The organism is Streptomyces sp. NBC_01571 (assembly GCF_026339875.1).
Lineage (GTDB): Bacteria > Actinomycetota > Actinomycetes > Streptomycetales > Streptomycetaceae > Streptomyces.
The window spans coordinates 2,188,923-2,211,481 of sequence record NZ_JAPEPZ010000001.1 but is presented as its reverse complement, the minus strand read 5'-3'; the positions used below and the strand labels follow the sequence as shown (position 1 = coordinate 2,211,481).

26 protein-coding genes and 1 pseudogene are annotated in these 22,559 nt (G+C 69.0%); 3 read left to right on the top strand and 24 right to left on the bottom strand.

What is annotated here, in order from left to right; translation table 11 throughout:
• Positions 1-90: 90 nt before the first annotated feature.
• On the top strand, positions 91-1,053 hold the full coding sequence (locus tag OHB41_RS09960; RefSeq protein WP_258040108.1) for an SAM-dependent methyltransferase: 963 nt from the start codon (positions 91-93) through the stop codon (positions 1,051-1,053).
• Between the two features lie 82 nt (positions 1,054-1,135).
• Here OHB41_RS09960 and OHB41_RS09955 read toward each other — a convergent pair whose 3' ends face one another.
• The 22 genes from OHB41_RS09955 to OHB41_RS09850 form a co-directional block, all read right to left on the bottom strand.
• Positions 1,136-2,440, bottom strand: a complete 1,305-nt coding sequence (locus OHB41_RS09955; protein WP_024127148.1) for an NsdA family TPR-like regulatory protein — start codon at positions 2,438-2,440, stop codon at positions 1,136-1,138.
• Positions 2,441-2,585: 145 nt separating this feature from the next.
• Positions 2,586-3,152 (bottom strand): DUF6302 family protein, encoded by a 567-nt coding sequence (locus OHB41_RS09950; protein ID WP_266697486.1) that lies wholly within the window; start codon positions 3,150-3,152, stop codon positions 2,586-2,588.
• Between the two features lie 32 nt (positions 3,153-3,184).
• A complete protein-coding gene (locus OHB41_RS09945; protein ID WP_212728765.1) occupies positions 3,185-4,081 on the bottom strand; it encodes an exonuclease/endonuclease/phosphatase family protein in 897 nt (298 codons plus the stop codon).
• A 26-nt stretch (positions 4,082-4,107) separates the two neighbouring features.
• Positions 4,108-5,001, bottom strand: a complete 894-nt coding sequence (locus tag OHB41_RS09940) for an endonuclease/exonuclease/phosphatase family protein (protein ID WP_212728764.1) — start codon at positions 4,999-5,001, stop codon at positions 4,108-4,110.
• 54 nt (positions 5,002-5,055) lie between these two features.
• Entirely contained in the window at positions 5,056-5,892 is an 837-nt protein-coding gene (locus OHB41_RS09935) for an endonuclease/exonuclease/phosphatase family protein (RefSeq protein WP_200723513.1), read from the bottom strand.
• Complete coding sequence (locus OHB41_RS09930; RefSeq protein ID WP_266697485.1) at positions 5,889-6,818, bottom strand: endonuclease/exonuclease/phosphatase family protein; 930 nt, start codon at positions 6,816-6,818, stop codon at positions 5,889-5,891. The genes OHB41_RS09935 and OHB41_RS09930 overlap by 4 nt, the downstream gene beginning before the upstream one ends.
• Positions 6,815-7,432 (bottom strand): DUF6624 domain-containing protein, encoded by a 618-nt coding sequence (locus OHB41_RS09925; protein ID WP_052350916.1) that lies wholly within the window; start codon positions 7,430-7,432, stop codon positions 6,815-6,817. Before OHB41_RS09925 ends, OHB41_RS09930 begins: the two co-directional genes overlap by 4 nt.
• A 328-nt stretch (positions 7,433-7,760) precedes the next feature.
• Positions 7,761-8,285 (bottom strand): hypothetical protein, encoded by a 525-nt coding sequence (locus tag OHB41_RS09920; RefSeq protein ID WP_229878000.1) that lies wholly within the window; start codon positions 8,283-8,285, stop codon positions 7,761-7,763.
• Between the two features lie 152 nt (positions 8,286-8,437).
• Entirely contained in the window at positions 8,438-8,893 is a 456-nt protein-coding gene (locus OHB41_RS09915) for a hypothetical protein (RefSeq protein WP_024127140.1), read from the bottom strand.
• Positions 8,894-8,988: 95 nt separating this feature from the next.
• Positions 8,989-9,546, bottom strand: a complete 558-nt coding sequence (locus OHB41_RS09910) for a hypothetical protein (RefSeq protein ID WP_266697484.1) — start codon at positions 9,544-9,546, stop codon at positions 8,989-8,991.
• A gap of 77 nt (positions 9,547-9,623) precedes the next feature.
• Positions 9,624-10,115: a LuxR C-terminal-related transcriptional regulator gene (locus tag OHB41_RS09905; protein WP_190148949.1), complete on the bottom strand. Its 492-nt coding sequence runs from the start codon at positions 10,113-10,115 to the stop codon at positions 9,624-9,626.
• Between the two features lie 105 nt (positions 10,116-10,220).
• Complete coding sequence (locus OHB41_RS09900) at positions 10,221-11,456, bottom strand: cytochrome P450 family protein (protein WP_266697483.1); 1,236 nt, start codon at positions 11,454-11,456, stop codon at positions 10,221-10,223.
• Positions 11,453-12,703: a cytochrome P450 family protein gene (locus tag OHB41_RS09895; protein ID WP_266697482.1), complete on the bottom strand. Its 1,251-nt coding sequence runs from the start codon at positions 12,701-12,703 to the stop codon at positions 11,453-11,455. Before OHB41_RS09895 ends, OHB41_RS09900 begins: the two co-directional genes overlap by 4 nt.
• Positions 12,700-13,299, bottom strand: a complete 600-nt coding sequence (locus OHB41_RS09890) for a GTP-binding protein (protein ID WP_266697481.1) — start codon at positions 13,297-13,299, stop codon at positions 12,700-12,702. Before OHB41_RS09890 ends, OHB41_RS09895 begins: the two co-directional genes overlap by 4 nt.
• Entirely contained in the window at positions 13,280-13,606 is a 327-nt protein-coding gene (locus tag OHB41_RS09885) for a DUF742 domain-containing protein (protein WP_006378932.1), read from the bottom strand. Before OHB41_RS09885 ends, OHB41_RS09890 begins: the two co-directional genes overlap by 20 nt.
• A gap of 26 nt (positions 13,607-13,632) precedes the next feature.
• Complete coding sequence (locus OHB41_RS09880) at positions 13,633-14,070, bottom strand: roadblock/LC7 domain-containing protein (protein ID WP_024127134.1); 438 nt, start codon at positions 14,068-14,070, stop codon at positions 13,633-13,635.
• Complete coding sequence (locus OHB41_RS09875; protein WP_266697480.1) at positions 14,063-15,397, bottom strand: histidine kinase; 1,335 nt, start codon at positions 15,395-15,397, stop codon at positions 14,063-14,065. Before OHB41_RS09875 ends, OHB41_RS09880 begins: the two co-directional genes overlap by 8 nt.
• Positions 15,379-15,873 (bottom strand): hypothetical protein, encoded by a 495-nt coding sequence (locus OHB41_RS09870; protein ID WP_103546311.1) that lies wholly within the window; start codon positions 15,871-15,873, stop codon positions 15,379-15,381. Before OHB41_RS09870 ends, OHB41_RS09875 begins: the two co-directional genes overlap by 19 nt.
• Positions 15,870-17,693 carry a glycoside hydrolase family 15 protein gene (locus tag OHB41_RS09865; protein WP_266697479.1) on the bottom strand — a complete coding sequence of 608 codons (1,824 nt, stop codon included), beginning with the start codon at positions 17,691-17,693 and terminating at the stop codon, positions 15,870-15,872. The genes OHB41_RS09870 and OHB41_RS09865 overlap by 4 nt, the downstream gene beginning before the upstream one ends.
• A 171-nt stretch (positions 17,694-17,864) precedes the next feature.
• The gene (locus OHB41_RS09860) at positions 17,865-18,503 is read right to left on the bottom strand and encodes a hypothetical protein (RefSeq protein WP_266697478.1); all 639 of its coding nucleotides are present in this window, start codon (positions 18,501-18,503) and stop codon (positions 17,865-17,867) included.
• The gene (locus OHB41_RS09855; RefSeq protein WP_190148956.1) at positions 18,500-18,685 is read right to left on the bottom strand and encodes a DUF5999 family protein; all 186 of its coding nucleotides are present in this window, start codon (positions 18,683-18,685) and stop codon (positions 18,500-18,502) included. Before OHB41_RS09855 ends, OHB41_RS09860 begins: the two co-directional genes overlap by 4 nt.
• Before the next feature lie 108 nt (positions 18,686-18,793).
• Positions 18,794-19,141, bottom strand: coding sequence for a hypothetical protein (locus tag OHB41_RS09850; protein WP_210539558.1), 348 nt, complete (start codon positions 19,139-19,141; stop codon positions 18,794-18,796).
• Positions 19,142-19,985: 844 nt separating this feature from the next.
• Between OHB41_RS09850 and OHB41_RS09845 the strand changes: the two genes are divergently transcribed.
• Together OHB41_RS09845 and OHB41_RS09840 are read left to right on the top strand one after the other, a co-directional pair.
• On the top strand, positions 19,986-20,447 hold the full coding sequence (locus tag OHB41_RS09845; RefSeq protein ID WP_258040110.1) for an ATP-binding protein: 462 nt from the start codon (positions 19,986-19,988) through the stop codon (positions 20,445-20,447).
• Between the two features lie 44 nt (positions 20,448-20,491).
• The gene (locus tag OHB41_RS09840) at positions 20,492-21,490 is read left to right on the top strand and encodes an aldo/keto reductase (protein WP_266697477.1); all 999 of its coding nucleotides are present in this window, start codon (positions 20,492-20,494) and stop codon (positions 21,488-21,490) included.
• A 25-nt stretch (positions 21,491-21,515) separates the two neighbouring features.
• Here the strand turns inward: OHB41_RS09840 and OHB41_RS09835 are convergent, their stop codons facing one another.
• Both OHB41_RS09835 and OHB41_RS09830 read right to left on the bottom strand, forming a co-directional pair.
• The gene (locus OHB41_RS09835; RefSeq protein WP_103546318.1) at positions 21,516-22,013 is read right to left on the bottom strand and encodes an NUDIX domain-containing protein; all 498 of its coding nucleotides are present in this window, start codon (positions 22,011-22,013) and stop codon (positions 21,516-21,518) included.
• A gap of 11 nt (positions 22,014-22,024) precedes the next feature.
• Positions 22,025-22,444, bottom strand: a pseudogene (locus OHB41_RS09830) (NsdA family TPR-like regulatory protein); the annotation flags it as partial.
• Positions 22,445-22,559 lie beyond the last annotated feature (115 nt).

Sequence of the window (22,559 nt, the reverse complement as noted above, 5' to 3'; positions counted from 1 at the left end):
GTGGACCCCGAACCCGAGCAGGAAGGACGTCCCGCCCTGTGGCCGAGCGTGGGGGAGTACCCCATCTACGACCCGTTCCTCTACACGACCATGACCACCGACGACGAACGCAACAAGCGCTTCCGCACGGCACTGTCCCACCTCGCCCCCAACAGGCGCATATTGGACATCGGGACTGGACAAGACCTTCTCTGGGCGCGCGAAGGAGTCCAGGCGGGCGCCCGGCACGCTGTGGCCATCGAGGTCATTGAGGACGCGTTCCACAAGGCGGCGGCAAACCTGTCGGCCTTCGACCCACAGGACCGGATCACGCTCCTGCACGGCCAGTCGACCAACCTCCAGTTCGCGCCCAGAGCCGATGTCTGCGTCGCGGAGATCATCGGCTCCCTGGCGGGCGCCGAAGGCGCGGCGGCCGTCCTGACCGATGCCCGGAGCCGCCTCTTGGCGCCCGGGGGACTCGTGGTGCCCCACCGCGCGGAGACCCTGGCCGCAGCAGCCTGCCTGTCCGATCTGCTTCCCGAGCAGCCGGTGGCGTTCGCCGAGGCATCCCTTCCGTACCTACGGAGCATCTTCGACTGGCACGGCACGCCCTTCGACGTGCGGCTCAGGGTCGAAAACCCCTCTATCGGGGCGCTGCTCTCCGAAGGCGTGCCCGTCGAGGTGCTCGACTTCAACGGCGATCTGCGGACGGAGCAGCGCAGGACAACGCGCTTGGTCATCACGCGGCCCGGCCGCGTGGACGGCGTGCTCACATGGCTCAATCTCTGGTGCCTGCCGGACGAAGAGCCACTGGATGCCCTGCACATGAAGACGAACTGGGCCACCATCTACCTGCCGCTCTTCGACAGCCCCAGGCCCGTCGCTCCTGGAGACGTCCTGGAACTCACTTTCGCGGCCGCTCTCAGCGACGACGGGGTTCATCCGGACTATCAACTCAGTGCCGCACTGCACACCCCGAATGGAGAAGGCCACCACGGCTCCCTGGAATCCCCGCACCACGGCGGTCCCTTCAGGGCCCACTGGATTTACCGGAGCCTGTTCCCGACAAGCTGACAGACGCCCAGGGCAGGCGGGTTTCGCAGCCGGGTCAGAGCACGACGTGGCGGCCTCTGGCCTCGGATGCGTACAGCACAGGTCAGAAGCCGCGTAGCGGCTCGCCTGCCTTCAAGTGGTCGAGACGTTCGGAGAGCCGCCGGCTCATCAGGTGCTGGGACGCCTGGGAGGCGCGCTTCGAGGCAGTCGCGTGCTCAGCCGAGTCGCCGCGCAGCCGGGCCAGCTCGGCCTCGGTGATCAGGAGTTCAACCGTGTCCCGTGTCCGGTCCGACGGAAGGGCCGACGCCTCCTTCAGGGCCTGTACCCCCTGTTCGGCCAGCCCTGCCACAGCGAATGCCCATGCCGCCTGCCCCTCCAACTCGCGCAGGTCGAACCACTCCAGCCAGGTCGGGCCGGTGCTGCTCTGAGCGCGGGCGAAGAACTCGCGGGCACGCTTCACCGCAGCCACGACATGGTCTGTCTGCTCGTTCAGCGCCCATGCTCGCGCTTCGGTCACGCACGCGTAGGCCCTGACGAGGGGAGGCGTCCCCTCGGCCGCCAGGACAGCACTGCGGGCGTGCGCGAGGACGTCGGCCCGCCCGCCCTGGGTTGCAGCCAGTCGGGCTTGGTGGATGTGGACCCGGGTGATGCGGGCGCGGTCGCCGATCGCCTGGGCGAGCCGCATCGCCTGAAGGTCGTATCGCTGGGCCAGGCCGGGGAGCTGGTCGTCGTAGGCCATCGACGCCATCGCGAGTACCGCGTCCACCACGCTGCCGTACAGCCGGCGCCCGGTCCGCGCGGAGAAGCTCCCGTTCAACATCGGCGTGGCGTGCGTGTCCATCATCGACGCGAACACCCCGCGGAACTTGCCCCCGCCGTGCTGCGAGTCCAGCCTTCCGTACAACCTGGTCTGCTCGTCAAGCAGGTCGATGTCCGCCGCCGTGACCTTGTGCCGTCCCTGGCCACCGATAACGGCGTCCGCCGGCATCACGAGTGCCTCCCGCGACGCAGGACCGAACACGCTCGGAGAGAACGCGCTCTTGACCACGTTGCGCCTGCGCATGGCATCCAAGGCCCACAGCTTGGAGAGCATGCGCACGGCGTGGGGGACGTCCAAGTACTCCAACGACTGTGCCGCGACCAGGCCGGTGTCAGACGGCCAGCCCAAGCTCTCCGGCGTCACGACCCGGTTCAGCGCTGCCGACAGCACGTAACATGCGGCGGCTGCCAGGTCGTCGCCGGGCGTCGCGCCCTTGCACCACCGCGAGACGGTGCTCGTGACCACCGAATAGGGCAGACGGATCGCTTCGCACCGTGCGCCGATCCGGCGGGCGAAGCCGCTCATCGACCAGTCCAGCATCTCAAGGTGCTTGAGTAAGACCTCGTTGCGCTCCGATCTCGGACTCATCGTCGCGCCGCCCATCCCGGTGGGGACAGGAAGAGAACCGGAGCGTCGACGGCTGGGCCCCGTGCGCCCGGGTGCCTCGGCTTGCTGCGGCTTCGGCGGGCCTGTGGGCCGACGCTCTCCAGGACCAGCGTTGTCCGGCTGACGGTCATCGCTGGTCCTTCGAGATACGGCGGATGACGAGAGGTGAAGGAGTGCCGATCGCCGGCCAGGTGCCCCGGGTCGCCGACAGCAGCGGATCCTGCTGCCCGGTCCGCCCACCGATCGGGTCCGTCTCGCCCGTTGCGGGCTCGGGATGCTGGTCGTATATCGAGACGTGACGGAGAAAGGCGTGGATGGCGGACGGCGCGTACCCGAAGTACTTGCCGCGCTCTGCGTCGTCCCAGGGCTGTCGAGGGCCCCAGTCGACGGTGTGACAGGTGTCGAAGTAGACCGACAGGCCGAGCCGGATACGCGGAAAGCCAGGTCGACCCCGAAGGGCCGCCCAGACACGCACGGCGTCGGTCACGGTGCCCACGGACAGGTAGCCACCCCTGCGGGTGCCGCCGACGGGCACCGCGAGGAGCACGTCGCCGTCCACCTTCACAGCGACCGCGCAGTCGAGGAGGTCCGGTTCGGCAAGGCGCTGCCGGAACCAGGTGTAGTCCTCGGCACACCCCTGGGGCGAGGGACGGCAGAGCGGCGCGGCAATGCGCGCGACCAGGGAGCGGGGCATGCGGAGCGTGTGCCTTCCGCCGTGGCCTTCGGTCATGCCGTGCGGCTGATCGGGTTGTTGAGGATGTTGGTGAGGGTGTCCCGGTCCAGGCGCACCACGACCGTGTGGTGGTCGGATAAGCCCTTCATATTGATGACCTCGACCTCGCGCACGGCAGGCAGGAGCTGCTTGCTGGCGTAGATCCGGTCGATGCGCGAGTCCGGCCCGTGCGTTTCGTAGGCGTCGACCGTCGGCGCGACTGCGGCGGTGTTGCCCGCGGTGGTGGCGAGGTGGCGGGCGACGTCCTGGAGGCCGGCGGTGCGCAGGGTGTCGTCCGGTCGGTCGTCCATCCGGCGCACGTTGTCCAGTCCGATGTAGGAGCGGTGCGCCCGGTGGGGCTTGTCGGGGATCTCCTCCAGGACGGGCAGGGCCGGATCCCCCGGGGTGCCGGGCACGGGGTAGCTGTTGTTGTCGCCGCCGAGCAGCGCCGGGTAGTGGACGCGCCGGCCATCGACCTTGACCCATCTGTCGTTCCACTGGGTCAGCCGCTCGGCCTCCGACAGGCGCGTGGTGGTGGAGCCGTAGTTGAGGTGGTACGAGCCCACGATCAACGGGACCGCGCCAGGGGCTGTGCCAGCGAGCTGCAGGCTGCGCACGGTCGGCGGGAGCACCCACATGGGGCCGGTCTTCGGGAACTCGCCGACGGGGGTGAAGAGGTTGGTGTCGTGGTAGAGGGCGGTGCAGCACTCGGGGCCGATCAGTCCGGCCATGCCGAGCACGGCTTCGGCCGCGTCTGCGAGCGCGTTGCCGTCGTCCTGCGCGTTCCACACCTCCTGCCGCAGGAGCAGATGCAGGTCGAGCGACGCCAACTTGTCGTGCATCCGCTGCCACAGTGCGCGGTCGCCGCCGCCGTTGTTCTCGAAGTTGCAGATCGCCGCGTTGATGAGCATGGAGATTTCCCCCAGAGATAGAAGTGTCAGCGGGCAGGCGTGAGGACCTGGCGGAGGACGTTGAGGTCGAACCGCGCGACGAGCAGGGCGTGGTCGGACACCTCCCGCACCTCGTCGGTCGCCAGGACGTCGAAGCCGATGAGGGCCGGGGCGAGATCGGGGGTGCAGTACATGCGGTCGATGCGCTGAGCCGCCCCCTGGTCGGTGCGCTTCAGACTCGCCGTCGCCGCGAGCGCGCCGGGCCGGCCGAGGGTGGTGGCGGCGTGCAGGCCGAGATCGGTGAAGACCGGATCGCCGCCGGAGAGGATCTCATCCGGCCGGGTGTCCGAGACGCGGCAGCCGTCGCGCTCGATGGTGCGGTGCTGGTAGTGGACGCGGTCCGCGACTTTGTCCCAGTCCGGGAGCGCCACGGACTCCAGCGCCGTCTGGTGCGGGTAGCTGTTGGCGTCCATCCCGACGAGGGCGCTCCGGCCGTGGTCGGCGAGCGTGGTGAGCCGCCTCGCCTCGGTCGCGCGCATGTCCGGGTCGAAGTGGCACAGGTGGGCCGACGCCAGATCCAGTGACTTCGGACACCCCTTGAGGCGGACACGGGGATTGCAGATCGGCTTCCACGCCAGGTCGTGCTCGAACTCGCCGTCGACGAGGAACAGGGCGGGATCGACCATCACGCCGACGGGGTTGCGGCTGCGCCCCTCGCGTGGCGCGGCCATAAACGGCGTGAGGCCGCCGAGCCGGTTGGCCTCGGCGTACAGGTCGGCCTTCCCCCGGTCCCACGCGCCTGTCAGCTCCTGGCGCAGCACGATGTGCGGTTCGATGGCGGCGAGGATGTCGCGGGCCAGGTCGCGGTGGTCGTCGCCTCCGCTCGGGCCGCGGCCGTTGTGCTCGATGTTCCAACAGACGACGCGCAGTTCATCGGTCACGTGTTGGTTCTCCTTGCTGACGGTCTCGACGGTGGACGGGCGCGGCGGCGCGGTTCACCGGTCGGGGGTGAGAGCTGCATCCGCCTGGGGCAGTTCGAGCGTGACGATGAACGGCAGGTGGTCGCTCAGGCCCCGGGCTTCCTCGGTATCGGGGACCTCGCACCCGGTGAGGGCAGGAGCGAGGTCCGGCGCGAGGAGGATGTGATCCGAGCGGTGGTCCCACCGCTCGGCGTCGCTCCAGTAGCCGGCCGTGCGTGGCACCGGGATGCCGAGCGCCGCGACAGGATCGATGAAGCCTGCGTGCACGAGCTTGGCCATCGCCAGGCGGTCACTGCCGCCGTAGCTGCCGTCGGCCAGTTGCGACCGGTGGCGGGAGTGCAGTTCGGCCGGAATGACTCCCCAGTCCTCCAGCTCCTCGTCGACGACACCTTGGACGTTCAGGTCTCCGGCCAGGACGACGCGCCGGCCGGCGGCGCCGTACTCGGTCAGCCAGTCGGCTTCGCGGGAGCGGCTGCTGCCGCTGAAGGGCGCCAGGTGAGTGTTGAGTACGGTGAGTTCGCGGCCATCCACGGTGAGGTGGGCCCGCGAGACGACGTGGTGGAAGGTGCCTTCTGCGACATCGGGGTGGAACGCCGTGCACCGCACGCGGGGCCACCGGTAGAGCGTGACCAGGTGGCAGTTGTGGCTATTCGACGGGGCGAACTGCGCCTGCATTCCAAGAAGTTCGGCGAAGCCGAGCATGCGGGCGTAGCCGCCCTCGTCCCACCTCTTCGCCTCCTGCAGGCACAGGACGTCCAGGTTCTGCGCCCGCAGGAACTCCGCCTGGGCGCGCCAGCGTTCACCGCCGCCATTGAGCAGGTTGTACGTACCCAGCCGCACGGTGATGGTCATGCCGCACCGCCGGCAGCCGCCGGGTGGCGGCCGCGGACCGACGCGGCGTGCCGGTTGTCGTGCGGCTGATACATCGCTGCAGACCGGTGCAGGATGGTGCGCATCTGCGCGAAGTCGAACTCGGCACGCAGAGGCAGGTGGTCGGACAGCCGGCGCAATTCAGGGCTGTCGCAGACGGTGAAGCTGGTCAGGGCTGGGGCGAGTTCCGCGCTGAGGTATCCGCGGTCGATGCAGTACCTGGGGCCTTTCGGTCGGCCGGGGTGGTCGCGGTAGCCGGAGCTGGGGGCCAGAGCTTCGGGCTGATCGAGGTGCTCGGCGGCGTGGCGTGCCATCTCGACGTAGCCGGCCGCCAGCAGTTCACGGTCGGGGCGCACGTCTGTGTGCCGCCGGCCGGCGCAGTCGTAGGTGCGGTTGGCGACGAAGGCTTGGTCGGTGTAGTCGTCCCAGCGGATGTCCGTGCCGACGCGATAGCTGTTCCAGTCGCCGAAGATCATGGCCAGCCAGCCGGGTTTGGCGAGAGTGGTGCACCAGCGGGACTCGGTCAGGCGGTGCTCGGGCGACCAGTAGCAGGTGTGCATGCTGACGGCGCTGATCTGCCGGGGGCTGAGGGTGCCGTCAGCGTCGCGGAGGCGGACGGCGAGGTTCGCCGGCGCGTGCCAGGGTGCCCATGCCTGCGGGTATTCCTCCGTGCACACCAGCGGTCCATCGCGGCGGACGAAGATCGCGTTGTCGTTGGAGCTGCCGGGTCGCGGGACAGCGATATGGCCGTCCATGTCCAGGAGTTCCGACACCCGGGCGAGCTGGTCCGGTTGGACTTCCTGTTGGAAGAAGATGTCAGGGCGCTGCTCCTGGACCCAGCGGGCGCCCGCCTCCAGGTTGATGCCCTTCTCCAGATTCCAGTTCAGAACGGTGATCGATTCGTTCATGCCGCGCACCTCTCGGGCAAGGAGAAGGGGATCGGGTCCGCTGTAGCGGAGGTCGATAAGGAGCCGAGCGGCCCGTGGCGCTCGCGGAGGTGCCGGGCCTGCTCGGCGTAGGGAGGCAGGTCAGCGCCGGCCCTTCGGGTGTCGAGCTGCGCGAGGTCGGCGATCGGGTGCGGCTGGAGCTGCCCATCAGAGCGGTACCAGTGCTGGGTGCCGTACAGCTGGGGCTGCCTGGCGTTGACGAGGCAGCGGTCGTGCAGGTGAGCCAGCTGGGCACGAGTGGCTTCACCCGCTGTTACGGCCACTTGGAGCAGTCGCAGAAGCCTCTGCTGAAAAGCCGGATCGTGGTCGCAGTGGACCGCGATACTCACGGCCGCCTGGCACGCGTTCTGGCCCACCGTCCGGCGCCCCGGCCACTGCCTGAGACTCTCCACGATGCGGTGCAGCGCCACGGCGTTGTCCTGCTGCGCCTTCTGGGTGGCCGCGAGGGCATCTGCTGCCATGCGGACGCGTTCCGGCCCGGGCGTGCGCCACTGCTCTCTGGTGATTTCCACGCGGCTCAGCAGTTCGGCAGCGAACGCGGCGTGACTCGGGCTCGACTCGTACGGCTCGCTCACGGTGTCACCGGCCTGGAGGGTCCTGCCGACCAACGGCCGCGCTTTGTGTTGCCAGTCTGCCCGTGGCGGCACTGAGCCCGCGCAGGCGGAGCCATGGTGGGGGATGAGGGGGTGTTGAAGCTGGCGAAGGGCCCTATGTCGCGGAAGCCCGGGGGCGGCACGCGGACCGTGAGCAGAAGACGTGTCAGCTGCAGCGACACCCGTAGCCAGAGGTCACCGCTCAGGGAGAACCGGGTCTTCACGGCACCGCCCCCTCTGGAGTGGACGGCCGCGCCGTGCCGCCGCAGTGCCCGACCGTCTTTCGGCCTGTCCGGCAGGGTCACCTTGCTCATGAAGCGGGCTCCTTCTCCGCGGACACTGCGGGCAGTACGGGGATCTCCGTGGTGATGAAGGCGTCGAGACTGTCCGCGCGGCACGCATCTGCGGTCAGCAGGACGACCAGTCCGTCGGGCGGGCCCGCCGACCGGTGACGGTTCCACCCGCACTCGTCCACCAGATGACCGATGAGGCGCTCGCCGGCGGAGTCACGGTGGTGGCGAAGGGGGACGGTGCACGCCACCCGGGTGTAGTCACACAGGGCGGCGTAATGGCGGGCCCAGATCGTCAGGAGCCAGCCGATCCTGTAGCCGACGCCTGGGGCGGCAGCGGCGCAGGACAACGCCAGTGTCGGCTGAGCGGTGTCGGAGTCCGTCCACGGCGGCGCGGCCAGAGCGGTCCGATCGAGTTGGAGGCAGGCGACGAAGGCGTTGTCGTCGGTGTCTACAAGGACGGCCATCTCGCGCTCGTCGCGCAAGGAATCGAGTATCGGCCGGGCGCTCTCCGCGGGCAGCTCGCGCTCTCGGCGCCAAGTCATGACCTGGGCGCTGAGCACTTCGTATTCGGTACGTCCGTCCAGGTGACGGATCAGGTACGGAGGTGTGGTGGGGTGCACGGAGCTTCCGGCGGAATGAGGGCTTGGCGCAGGCCCGAGGAGGGTGCCGGGTGCGCCTATGGAGGCGTTGTTGGTCACCGGCTGGCCCTGGGGCGCGGGGCGGCGCGGCGCGGGGTGCTGGTGAGGCCGGACGGAGCGGTGAGCGCGCCGTTGAGCAGCTCGGCGTGGGTGTAGCCGGCGCCGGGCGGGGTGTGCCAGTGCAGGTCGGTGCCGGCGGTGACTTGTGCGGCGGGGATCGTGAGGCGGGTGCCGGGCCGCAGAAGGCGTATCCCGTGACGGGCCCACGGCCCGGGGCGGACGGTGTCGGGGTCGAGGAGGATGTGCCAGCTGCCGCTGTAGGGGTCGGCGAGCACCGGCCCGTGCCCACCGGCGGCCTGTAGTAAGGCGATCAGCGGAGGTGCGAGGGTTGCCGGGAGCCGTACGGCGTCGAAGTGCTCGCCGCACCCCCAGGTACGTAGGCCGCCAGGCGGCGGTACCCACGGCGGCAAGGTGAGGGACGGGGATTCGTACGGGGAGGACGTCAAGCGCATCAATGTGTCCTTGTGGGATCGGGGCTGCAGGAGCGCAGCATCGACAGCGCGTGGAGGTTCTCGGAGCGGGTTTGGGCGGACGAGGTGAAGCGCCGTCATAGCGCCTTCACCGCCGGGGGCCCGACTGCGTGCGGATCGGAGATCGCCTCTGTCAGCGCGGGTCTGGCGTGGGCGCGCAGCCGCAGACGGACGACGCGTTCACCGGTCGGACTCCGACTGGTCGGCGATCGGGTCTCCCACCCGAGGTCGCACAGGTACTTCAGTAACCACTGGGCTGCCTCATCGGCGGCTCCGGGCTGGCACGGAACATCGCACCAGATCCACATCAGCCGGCTGTTGGCCGCGTAATCGGCAAGCCACAGGGTCATCATCCGTCCGACCTGGCTCGACCCGGCCGTCACCGGGTCAAGGGAGACCAGAAGTCCCGGATCGCGGCCGTCGGCGCCCCAGTGCCGCATATCCGGATCTCTGTGCAGGACAAGAGCGCCGACGAGGATGCCGCCCTCGTAGAACCCAAGGGCGCCGGCTTCCCGGAGAAGGGCATTGGCGCGATCGGCGGAGACGGTTATGCCTTGTCCAGCGAGCAGGTGGGCGCGGTCTGTGGCCAGGGCCGCGGCTTCAGCGCGAGCGGCGTCGGTGTTGATCGGCAGCACCTCGTATACGGGCGCCGTGGGCCTACGGCCCGTCGGAGATTGTCGCCGGTCGCCGTCATGGAAGCTGCCCTGGGCGCTCATCGGGCGGGCTCCGCCGTAGCCGTTGCTTCGGTCTCGGGCTGAGTGTCCGAGGTGCCGAGAATGCCCCACGTGTGTGCCAGCCCGACCAGGTGGGTTGCGTTGCGGGCGTTCCCTTTGTCCACGGTGGCGTCGATTTCGGCGCGCACGTCGTCGGCCGGCACACCGATGGCATTCCCGATGTCGGCGTTGAGGGTGTGCTTGGCGATGGCCCGTATGACCGTCACTTCGTGCTTGGTGAACGCCGGAACCGTCCCGCTGCCGGCCGGTGGGGGAACCTCCCGGGCGGCGAGAAGGGTGTGGACGAGGACGGCGCGCGAAGATCCCGGGCAGCCCATCTTCTTGCGGGCCGCACCGAGGTGGCTGGCCACGCCATCCACGGACAGGCAGACCTGGCTGGCGATCGCCTTGTTGGACACGCCGTAGACGAGTCGCGCGGCGACGCGCCGCTGGTCAGCAGTGAGGGTCGTGGCGGGCAGGGCGGTGGTCATGTGGAGTCCTGGGTCGGCGATGTTGTGTGACGAACGCGGGGTGGTGGAGGTGCGCCGGCGGGGACGGCAAGCACTGTCTCCGCCGACGCGGTAGCGGCGCCGCTTCTACGCCGAGGCGTGCAGCACGACGGGCAGCGCGGTGACGTCGGTGCCGATGAAGGAGCGCTGCGGCTCGAGGTCCTCGACCTTGCAGGCCAGGGCGATCTGGGGGAACCGCTCGAACAGGGCCGGGAGCGCTACCTCGGCTTCGAGCTTGGCCAGCGGGGCACCCAGGCAGTAGTGGATGCCGTGGCCGAAGGCCATGTGGTCCTTGTCGTCCCGGTCGATGCGGAAGGCCTCGGGATCGTCGTGGACGCCCGGGTCGCGGCCGTGGGCGCCGAAGCCGATCAGGATGGCGTCGCCTTCCTTGATGATGACGCCCTCGCCGAGGTCGATGTCCTTGGTGGCGTAGCGCAGGGGCAGGTGCATGATCGGCGGGTGGAGGCGGAGGGCTTCCTCGATGACGTCGCGCCAGCGCCGGGGGTCGGCCAGAACGGTCGCCAGCTGGTCCGGGTGGTTGAGGAGCTCGCGTACGGCGGCGTTGATGAGGGCGACGGCGGTCTCGCTGCCCGCCCCGATCATCAGGATCAGGGTCGAGATCAGCTCGATGTGGCTGAGCCGGTCACCGTCTTCCTCATGGGCGGCCAGCAGCAGGCTGGTCATGTCCTCGCCGGGGGTGGCCCGTTTGACGTCGATGAGTGTCTGCATGGCCTGGTAGAGGTCGTGCTTGGTCGCTTCGGCCTGCTCCGCAGTGACGTCGGTGGCGAGGACGGAGTCGATGACGCGGAGCATCTCGGGGCGCTGATCGGCGGGAACTCCGAAGAGGTCGCAGATCAGGCGTGTGGGCACCCGGTAGGAGAAGTGGGTGCGCAGATCGACGGGCGCGGTCTCGTCCTGGTGGGCCAGGGTGTCGAGGAGGTCGGTGACGATGGCCTGGAGGACCGGGCGCATCGCTTCGACCCGCCCGGGGGTGAAGGCGCGGCTGACCAGTTGGCGCAGGCGTTTGTGGTCGTCGCCGTCGGAGGTGAACATCGAGACGACGTCGACCCAGGCGTAGAGCCACGGTATGGAACCCGGGGTGTGGGAGGGCCAGGACTTGCGGGCGTCCTTGGAGACATGGGGATGGGTCAGGAGCCGCTTGGCGACGTCTCCGCGGGTGACCGACCAGGCGGGGACATCTTCCGGCATGCGGACCCGGACGGCCGGGCCGGCCGCCCGAAGCTCGTCGGCCTGGGCGAACAGGCGGCGGCCGCCGCTGCTGTCGAGTGTCACGGTCGCGGTCCGGGCGGGGGTGCTGGTCACGAGGAACCTCCTGCGAGAGCGGCGGTGGGAAGACGGTCTTGCGACTTGGGCCGGAACCTGACGGGCATCGTCTGCGGGCACTGGTGGAAAGGGCCGTGCCGCAGAAGGGGTTCCGGGTCGGTGGAGATCAGCTCCATGTCCCAGAGCTGGTCCAGAACGGTCTCGACACCGGTCTGGACGATCGTGGTCGCCTGGGAGATCGCGGGGCAGCGGTGCGGGCCCGCCGACCAGGCGAGGTGGCTGCGGTTGTCGTACCCGAGGCCGTCGGGGAGCGCCGGGTCGGTGTTCGCTGCCGCGTGGGAGATGAGAACAGGGGTCCCTGCCTGCACGTACGCCCCGTGGAGGTAGGTGTCGTGGCGGGCGAAGTGGACGGAGAAGTTCGCCATCGGCGGGCGCTGCCACAGTGCCTTCTCCAGGGCGCGGCGCACGGTGAGAGTTCCGGCGGCGAGGTTGCCGGCGTAGTCGTCGTCGCGCAGGAGCAGGTGAAGGGTCCAGGCGGTGCACGCGGCGGCGGGGATGATGCCGGCGCCGACGGCGCAGAACAGCTGGTTGAGTGCTTCCTCGTCCGTCAGGGCGGCGGCGTGGTTGATCATCCAGGAGGTGAGGTCCTGGCCGGGCTGGGCGCGGCGAATCTGGATGAGCTCGTACAGGAGTCCTGCGAAGTCGGCTGCGCCCTGGGCCGCTTCGGGGCCGGCGCTGATGAGGTCCTGGCACGCGCGCACCATGCGGGTGGACTTCTCGGGCGGGCATCCGAGGAGTTCGGCGAACACCAGCATGGGGAGGATGTCGGCGAAGTCGCTCATGATGTCGGCCTGGCCGTCCCCGATGATCCGGGCGATCAGAGTCAGGGCGCTGCGTTGAGTGATCTCCCTGAGCCAGTGGGGGCTGATGCGGGCGATGCAGTCGTCCATCGCCCAGCGCAGGCGGGCGTGCTCCTGGTCGTCGGTGTAGAGGACCGAGGGACGCCAGGCCATCATGCCCAGCACGGGGCTGTCGCCCGGAACTTCGCCGTTGGCCAGGGCTGCCCAGCGGCGGGAGTCCTTGGAGTACGTGCGCGTGTCGTTCAGGAGGGTGACGGCGGCGCGGTGCTGCGTGACGACCAGGGCGTGGACGGTGGGGGCGATTTCGGCCCAGCCGACGGGTCCCTGGCTGCGCAGTTGGTCGTAGGTGGCTTGGGGCTGGGCGGCGAAAGCGGCCCCGTGCAGCATGGGGCAGCCGCTCGCGGAGAGCGGGGGCGGCGATGTCATGAGGCGGGCTCCAGGCTGGGACGGGACAGCAGGTGGGAGACGAGTGCTATCAGCGGAGACTTCGCCGAGCTCTTTTCCCGTACGTCGCACTCGATGAGGGGCGTGGACGGGTGGAGGTCCAGGGCCTTGCGCAGTTCGGCTTCGCTGTAGCGGGGGGAGGCCGCGAAGGTATTGACCGCGACCACGTAGGGCAGATCGGCTTCTTCCATGCGCCCCATGGCGTCCCAGGACTCGGTGATACGCGCCGTGTCGACCAGGACGACGCCGCCGAGGGCGCCCTGCATCAGCTCGTCGATCATGTAGTCGAACCGCGGCTGACCGGGGCCGCCGAACATGTAGAGCACGATGTCGTCGGTCAGGGTCAGGCGGCCGAAGTCGAGCGCGACCGTGGTGGTGTTCTTGTCCGACAACCCCCGCAGTGTGTCTACGATCTCGCCGGCTTTCGTCATCCGTTCCTCGGTTGACGTGGGCCTGATCTCGGAGACCGCACCGACGAACGTGGTCTTGCCGACGGCGAAGGGGCCGAGCACGACGATCTTCACCGAGTGGCTGACACCGGGCGCCAGGTAGTTGCCCTCAGAGGTTGATGAGCGCATCGCGGATCCTCTCCAGCAGCTGTCTGTCGTGCTGCTGAGCGGCGGGTACGGGGTCACGGCTGACGAGGTGGCTGCTGTCGACGAGGGAGGAGACCAGCACCTTCGTCACAGCGGCCGGGAGTTGCAGGTCGGCGCTGACCTCGGCCAGCGACAGCACTCCGGGCAGGCAGTGCTGCATCAGCCGGCGGGAGTGGGCGTCCAGGCCGTGCAGTGGCTTGTCCGGGTCGGCGATCAGGAGAGTGGCCAGGTCCAGGGTGCGGCGGGTGGGCGCGGCCCTTCCCCCGGTCGGGGTGTAGGGCCGCACCATCCCGGCGCGCCGCCGGCCGCGGGGGGTCACGACGTTCCGTACGCTGTCCGCTCCCGGGCGGACAGCGCGGGAGCCAGGCCCTTGATGGCCTTGATCGTCGCCCCGGAGGCGACGGCCACTTCGGGCGCGGTCATCTCCGCGGTGACGGATACAGCCAGCGCGGTGTTGTGCCCGGCTCCGAAGACGAGGATGCAGCGGTTCGGCAGGTCGATGATGACCTTGCGGGGGGTGTTCTCGTCCTCGTTCGCTTCGGCGAGCTCTGCGATGGACCGGCCGAGGGAGAAGATGCTCGAGGAGCTGGCCCCAGCGCGGTCGGCCACATCGCGGTGGACGCCGTCCGAGTGGGCCAGCACCATGCCGTCGGAGCTGAAGAGGACGGCGTGCAGAACGCCCTTCTCCTCCGCGAGTCGGTTGAGGACCCAGGACATGTCGTGGGTGTCGGCGGTGGGCTGCTGGTCAGGCACGGAACTGCTCTCCTTCGGTCGGGCTGGACTCGTGGTCGCGGATGGTTTCCGCCAGGTGGGCAAAGCCCTGCGTGAACGCCTCGGGGTCCTCGGCAGGCGCTGGCGCGCCGGTGGCTACGGGGGCCGTGGGACGGGGCGAGCGCCTGCGCCGCTGCGGCAGGACACTTCCGTCCGACGGCTCGCCCCGTCGGTCGGCCTGGTCCCCTTCCGGGGGAGCCTCGGTCGGTGAGGCCGAGGCGTGCCCTGTGGTCCGAGAGGCCGCTGCTCGGCGCTCCGCCTGGGTCTCCTCTGCGGTCGGACCGTGTCCGAAGAGTTCCCGCGGGATGCGAAGGACGGCCCGCACGCCGCCGTACGGGGACGTACTGGTGACATCGGCGGCGAAGCCGTACTCGCCGGCGAGGCGGCCGATGACGGCGAATCCGAGCTGGCGTGTGTCCTGCAGAGTCGTCACGTCCAGCACGGTGTGCCGCGACAACTTCCGGGCGGCCTCCTCACGCTGATAGGCGTTCATGTTCAGGCCGCCGTCGTCGACGACGATGCAGAATCCCGTCTGGAACGCCTGCACTTCGACGAAGACCTTGCCGTCGGAGTACGCGGTGGCGTTGGACAGCAGCTCGGTGAGCGCCACCGTGACCGGCTCGACGACACGGCCTTCGAGCCAGGTCTCGCCGCTGCCGGGCTCGTAGGTGTAACTCACCCGCAGATAGGCGTTGATCCGTCCCCGCGCGGATTCGACGACCTCGCCGAAGGTGCAGTCCGCACGCTGCAGACCGGGCCACGAGCCGGCCAGGATGCGCGTGCGCTGGAGGGTGTGCAGGGCCTGGGTGACCAGGTGGTCGAAGCCCATCAGGCTCTGGTGGTACGTCGTGCCTTGGGGGTAGCGGTCCATCTCTTCGACGACGTTCAGCTGGCAGCGGTGCAGGTGCGTCTGCGCCTCGTCGATGATGTCCCGCACTGAGGACCGCGCGGAGAGCCCGATCTGATCGCGGGTGACCGTGAGGGCCTCCTGGAGCAGCCCCATCACGGTCTGATGGCCGTGGTCGATGGGACTGCCGGCGAGACGCTCCTGGCTGAGTCCGGGCACCGGCACGCCACGGTGTCCGCGGGCGAGGGCGTCCACCAACGCGGGCATCCGCACCTCAGCGAAATGCTTCGACTCCGCCTCCAACGCGCCGGCGTATGCGAGCGCGGAATCCCGCTGGGCTTCCAGGGGTGTGACCCGGGCGGCCAGGGCCCGCTTTCTGCGGGCCTGCACTATGAGGCCCACCGATGTGGTGGCGAATCCGCCACCAAGCAGTGCGGTCGCGGTCACCAGCGAATCGAGCATGAGAGGTCCTCGCGCGAAGTGGGGGTCGACTGTGAACGGGCGGGGGCAAGGCCGAAGCGGCCCGCTTCAGGCTGCGGGCGAAGAGCCGTGAGCAGCGGCAGGGACGCATACAGCGGCAGGGGGGCGGAGTAGACGCGGCCCTCGTTGTTGCCGAGTCGGGCCCAGTGGAGATCCTCGGCCGGGCCGGAGCTCAGCGGGGGCACGGCCAGAACTCCGCTGTCGCGGTGGTCCACCGGCCAGGGCCAGCACATACCGCGGCCGGAATGGGGCGGCAGGATCAGTACCCACTCGTTCCCGCGGGCCATCGCGGCGCCCACCGGGTGCGGGTTGATGTGACCCAGCAGGGAGAGAATCCGGCGTGCCGCCAGCTCGGGCATCGCCGCGGTGTCACAGTCGCGGCCGATCTCGACAGCGACCGGGGCGTCGGCGGTGATCGTGTCCGGGAAGAGGTCCGCGATCGCGGGCACCGTGTTCATGCGGCGATCACCGGCCTAGCCGTCCGCTCCAGCTCGCTCATCAGGACGGCACTCTCGATCAGGCCGATCATCGAGAAGGCCTGGGGGAAATTCCCCAGCTGGCGGCCGGACGCCACGTCGTACTCCTCGGCGAGCAGGCCGACGTCATTGCACAGCGCGAGCAGCTGCTCGAACAGGGCCCGCGCTTCCTCCAGCTGGCCGGTGAGCGCGAGGGCGTCGACCATCCAGAAGGAGCAGAGCAGGAAGCTCCCCTCGTCACCGGCAAGGCCGTCGACTCCCACCTGGTTGCCGTCGGTCGGATAGCGGTGGACCAGGCCATCGTCCGTCGAGAGCTCGCCGCGTACCGCGGCGACCGTGCCGATAACCCGCGGGTCGTCCGGCGGGAGGAACCCGGTGCGCGGGAGCAGCAGCAGGGCCGCGTCCAATTCGGTGGATCCATAGGACTGGGTGAACGTGTTCCGCTCGGAGTCGTAGCCCTTCTGGCACACCTCGGCGTGGATGGCGTCGCGGAGCTCGGCCAGTTCGGCCAGGTCAGCGTCGAGGACGCCAGCCTCCACCAGGCGCACCGTGCGGTCGACCGCGACCCAGGCCATGATCTTGGAGTGCACGAAGTGGCGTCGTCCGCCGCGCACTTCCCAGATGCCGTCGTCCGGCTCCTGCCAGCGCCGCTTGAGGTAGTCGACGAGCCCGAGGTGCAGGGTCGCGGTGCGCTCGCACCGAGCGATGCCGTGCACATGGGCCAGATACAGCGTGTCGATGACCTCGCCGGGAACATCGAGCTGGAGTTGGTCGGCAGCGTCGTTGCCTACTCGAACCGGCGTGGAGCCCTCGTACCCGGGCAGCCAGGGCAACTCCCGCTCGGGCAAATTCCGCTCGCCCAGAATCGAGTACATGATCTGAATGTCGTCAGGGTTGCCGGCCACGGCCCGCCGAAGCCACTGCCGCCACGCCTCGGCCTCCTCGCGGTAGCCGGTACGCAGCAAGGCGGACAGGGTGACCGAAGCGTCGCGGAGCCAGGTGTAGCGGTAGTCCCAGTTGCGTACGCCGCCGATCGTCTCGGGGAGAGAGGTGGTCACGGCGGCGACGATCGCGCCGGTCGGCGCGTACGTCATGGCCTTCAGCGTGATCAAAGAGCGGACGACCGCATCACGGTACGGGCCGTCGTAGGTGCACCGCGCCACCCACTCCCGCCAGAACTCTTCGGTGGCCTCCAACGCAGCCGAGGTGTCCGGGATTTCCGGTGTCGTGAGGTGGTGGGAGGAGTGCCAGCTGAGGGCGAAATTCACCGTATCGCCGGCGCTGACGGTGAAGTGGCTGACCAGGGCGTCTTCCTTTTGGACAGTGTCCACCGTGGCGTCCAGCCAGAGGGCGTCCGGCCCGTCGATGGCAACGGTGCGGCCCTGATGTTCGTAGATCCAGGGCCGGTGCTTTCCGTATCCGAAGCGCGGGCACCAGGCGGATGCGACTTCAACCGTGCCGCTGATTCCTTCGACGATCCGGATGAGCTGCGGGCTGTGGCCGTCACGGGGAGGCATGAGGTCAGTGACACGGATGGTGCCGGTCGGGGTGTCCCACTCGGATTCGAGGATGAGTGAGTCGCCGCGGTAGCCGCGTCGGTCCGCATTCGGGGCCGGGGCGCCGTCGGGGCGGGCGGGGCCGATCTGCCAGTAGCCGTGATCCCCGGTTCCCAGGAGGCGGGTGAAAACAGAGGAGGAGTCGAAGCGCGGCAAGCAGAGCCAGTCGATGCTTCCGTCCCGGCAGATCAGGGCGGCCGTCTGCATGTCTCCGATGAGTGCGTAGTCCTCGATACGCCCAGCCATGGAATATCCGTCTCGATAGGTGCGGGTGCTCCCGAGGCCTTGCGAGGCAAGGTGGGGAACAGGGGCGGGTACGGGAGCGGCTCGCTCAGTGCCACGAACCGCGCGAACGACAAACCTGAAGGCGCGGAGGGCGGGGCCGGCTTCGAGCGGCCGCGGCCGGCAGCACTGAGTTCATCGAGCCACAGCCTTCGCTCGAAGGTCGTTCAGATCGACGGCGGTGCAGCCCTGGAGCGACAGCACTTGACGACTCGCCAGCAGCCAGGGGAGTGCGGGGTCTTCGTAGGAGACCTTGACGAGGTCCTTGCCAGGGACCATGAGCAGTGTCCGCGGGTCGTAGAGGATGCCGGCGACACCCCAGGCCAGCGGCCGTTCGACCCAGGCGGCCACGTGTTCGCGCAGGTGCGGGCAGTGCTTGACCGCGATGAGCGCACACGGTGGGCAGACTGGGGCAGCGGTGGTCAGCTCCCCCTCAGCCACCGGCTGACCGACTTGCTTGAGAACGAAGAGTTGCCGCTCCGGATCCTGCTCCAGGGTGTCGGCGCCGCAGACTTGGCACAGCATCCGGCTCACCGCACGCCGTTGGCGAAGCACGTGGACCTTCGGGAACAGCGCTCGGCCCGATCCGGGGGCGATGGACTGCCTGACCCACAGCACCCCGTCCGCGTCGCGGTCGTAAGGCATCTCGTCCGCGAAGCCGATACCTCGCCCGCTCGGGTGACGTACCACGGCGGGAGTCCGGTGATTTTCCCCGCTCCACGCGGCGATGTACGGCACCGGAAGACCCCCTTGTTCGTGCTGGGTCCTGTTCATGCTGCGGCGCTCGTCAACCGGTGCGGAGCGACGATCTTGCCGTTGGGAAGGATCTCGCCGGTGTCTTCGAAGAGGAGGACACCGTTGCACAACCAGCCCTGTTCCGGGTGGGCCGCGACCACGACGGCGGCCTCGCGGTCCGCGGCCTCGGCGGAGGGACAGGTGGGCTTGTGCTGGCACATGGTGAGTCCTCGGAAGAATCGGCATTGGGGGATGAACGATTGGCTATCCGGCAGAGGGACCGGCTGCCGTGGGAGAGCACTCACCACGGCAGCCGGGAGGCAGCAGCACTACGGCCCTGCGCCTCGCTCCGGTCTTCCGGAGGCTGCGGTGACGGGGTGACACCGGGTGCCTTCGGAATAGGACTCGGAGCCCGAGGGCGGGCGCTGGCGTACGGCGTTCACGGGGGTGTACTGCCGTGCGGCGGCGCGCGCCCCGCTCGTGGGGTGGTCGACTGCGGACTTCGCCTCTGCCTTGGCGCCTGCTATGAGGTGTTGTGCGGTCTCGGCCAGCAGGATCAGGTGCACCCGCGAGCCCATGTAGTCGGACGGGGCGGCGCTGGCGAGGAGCGCGAGCCGACGCGGCCCGCCCGCTGCCAGCGCCAGCGCCGGCAGATGCTCACGGAATACGGCCACCATCTGGTCGACCTCGCCCTGGCAACGGGGAAGAGGTTGGGACGGGTCTCCCAGCACCTGGTGGATCAGGGGGGCAACGATGTCGCCGCCGCCGCGTAGGGGGCGTCCGAGGCGAAGCAGCCGAGACGCAAGCCGTCGGCCTGCCGAGCTGGCCGCGCGGACTTCGCCATCGAACTGGGCGCCAACGACCGGCGGGACGAGAGTGATCACGACTACCTTTCCGTGGGCAGCGAGGCGGAAGAACTGCGAATAGCGTTGCCGCTCATTGGCAAGTTCCGGTAGCGAAAACGGCCCCCACTTCTCCCCACTTCGGCCGTGCGGAGAACGGGCTTGATTTCCACTCGGCCCCCATCGAGGAACGGACAATCGGGTGGAAGTCGGTCACCGCTTCCGGTGGTGATGCTGGTCTCGGAACCCTTGTGGCTGAAGATCGACTTGCTAGCCCACTTCACCCCACTTCTCTGGAAGTGCTTGACGGGAATTCGTCACCAGTGATAGCGGCGAGCGAACGGGATGATCGGACATCAGATCCGAATGCTCGGCATTAGGCCAGGTAGGAGCGGTTTTCTTCACGCTTCCCGCCTCCAGTCGCCCGCCGGACGGATGGCGGTGACGTCCTTATCGACGGATCGCAGCACAAGAGGAGTGCGTGAATCTCGCTCTTCTGTACGACGTCATCCACATTGGTGCCTCCTCCCACTTCGGAAGTAGGCGGGGGAGCCGGAGAAGTGGGGAGAAGTGGGGACGGGTTTCGCTATCGCCTGCGCGGCGACTTGGGCCACGGTATTCAGCAGGACTTGCCAGTCCGTGCCCCCGGGCATCGTGAATGCAGCGAGGAGTGATCCCCGTGCTTGGTTCCACCAGCACTGCCTTGCCATGTGGCCAAGGCCGCGACGGCGGCAGCCCCGCTACACACGCTGCGATCGACCTCTGCGGCCTTGACGCCCCGCAGAGCGCCGCCCGCCGCATAGTCCGCGAGGCTCTGGCGGGGCGAGCTGACGACACGTACACGGACGACGTGGTCCTGGTGGCCGACGAGTTGGTGGGCAACGCCCTCGAGCACGCTGGAGCGGCCCTCGACATCTCCCTCGACGTGTACGACTGGGGAGTGACTGTCCAGGTCCGGGACGGCGGTGAGGACACAGCGGCGGTGCCCGGGAAACCCCCGGCTGCCGATGAGGACGACGAAGGCGGGAGAGGCCTGTTTCTGGTGGATGTACTGGCGAGCGCCTGGGGAGTCCAGGGCGACAGCATGGGGAAGCGCGTGATCGCGGTCTTCCTCTACCGAGCGGGAGACGCTGACCGATGACACCGAGCGACCTCGCACCCCGCCGTCTGGCCCGGGACCTGACGGTGCTCCCGCTGGGCGTTAGCAGCGGATCCTCTCGCTGGTCGCCCAGCGCCGTCCAACCAGACGACGCACGACTGCTCGACGGGCTGCGCCGCGCCCTGGAGGCCGGCGCTGGTGAGGTTGAGGCGCCGCTGTTCGACACGGCTGACAGTCACCGGTGCGGCCACGCCGAGAGGCTCATAGGCAAAGTCTTGAAGGAGTATCGGGGCCCGAAGGTTCAGGTCGCCAGCAAGGTCGGCCGGGTCCAGGGCTCCGCTCCTCATCCCTATGCCGGACCGCGGGTCCGGCACCAGCTGGAACAGACTTTGGAGAATCTGTACCTGGACGAGTTGGCCCTCTACACCCTTGAGTCATACGACTTCGGTCTCGGGGACCGATACCTCGACCCGGTCATCGAGCAGATGCGGGCGCTGCGCGACCTCGGCCAAATCCGCGCTGTCGGTCTGCGTGGCCCGGGCTTCCGCTCCTCGGTCCGCTCGGTGCGACGCTTCCTGGACCTGTTCGACCGGATCCGCCCGGACGTGGTCTGGACGCAGGCTAGTGGCCTGCTGCCGCTGGCCGACCTTGGTGAGGGGGAGGACCTCGGCGCCTTCACCGCGCGCCGCGGTGTCGGCTTGGTGATTGCCTCGCCGCTGGCCCATGGTGCGTTGGCCGGGGGCCGCACAGACCGCGCTGTGGCTGCTTGGGGCGGCTCGGCGGTCAACTGCGCGCAAGCGATGGCGTCAGCGATCACTCACGGCCTCGCAGAGCTGGCAGGCCAGTTCGGATCGTCCCCTGATGCTCTGGCCCGAGTGGCCGTGCGGTTCCTCCTTCAGCAGGTGCAGAACGCTGTGGCGGTCGTCGGCGTCAGCGACGACCAGACGGCCGTGAACGGCCACCACTTCCTCGGCCAGCCGTTGTCCGAGCACGAGCTCGCGGAAATCGGCGGAGTCTTCTCCCGCATCCGGAGCATGCTGATCCAGCCCGAGGGTCGCGCCCCGTCCGTGGAGGTCAACGTGTGACCGGCCGAGTAGCCTGACGCACTGCTCAGAGAGCAATTCCGTTGCGGAGGTAGCGCGGGACGCCGTCGCCAAGAACCGCCCAGGCCTGGGCAGCCCGAGCCCGCTGGCGGTCCGGTAGCAGCGGCAGGGCTTCTGAGACCTCGAAGAAGCGGTGCTCCGCAATCTCTTCATCGCTGGGCTTCAGTTCGGCGGCCTGCTGTGGTGACAGGACACCGGCGTCGAAGACGAAGCCGAGAAGGTCGTCCCACGGTCCGTGGGGTTCGACCCAGTCGACACACAGGAACCGCAGGCCGGCCACTGTGAGACCGAGCTCTTCGCGGAGTTCCCGACGAACGGCGTCCTCGGGTGCTTCGTTGCCCTCGGCCATGCCACCGGGAAGATCCCACCCGTCCTTGTAGGTCGGGTTCACCAGAAGCAACCTCCCGCCCTCGTCTCGGATCAGGGCGTCGGCGGCGGCCCGTTTCCGAGCCTGCTGTGCGTTTCCCTCGGCCAGATAGGCGTCACGGCCGGGATCACCCGGCATGGGTGCATGGTTCACTGCGGACCTTCCGGGAGCACAAGACTGCTGAGCAGCAATCTACGGTGCTGGGCCGAGGCGGTCATCTGCGACAGGAGCTCACGGACCTCGGGCGCCTGCCGGTGCAGGTCGAAATCGGCTTGCAGAGCGTCGAGTTGCCTGCTCAGTCGCAGTGACGTCACCGACTGGCAGGCGCTCAGCAGATCCATGCCTACCGAGCACGCCGCGTCCAGCTGCCCTTGTGAGAGCAGGACTCGAGCCAGCGTGACCTGACCGAAAGCCCTGCTGCGGACCCGGCTCGCGTCCCGTAGCGCCAGGGCGCGCTGCGCCTCCTTGGCTGCCGCCTTGAGCGCGCCGAGATCCAGGAGTACGGAGGCGGCCTCACTGGCAAGCGCGGCTTCGTCGAACGGCGCCACCCACTGGGGCGCGGGCACGGTGTGTGCGAGAGCTAGGAGCGTGTCTCAGTAACCGGCAACCCGCCTGCGGTTCGTGATTATTCATACGGGATGATCACGGTATGCGTGGTGGCGAGGGGCTGTTCGAGGTCGAGCC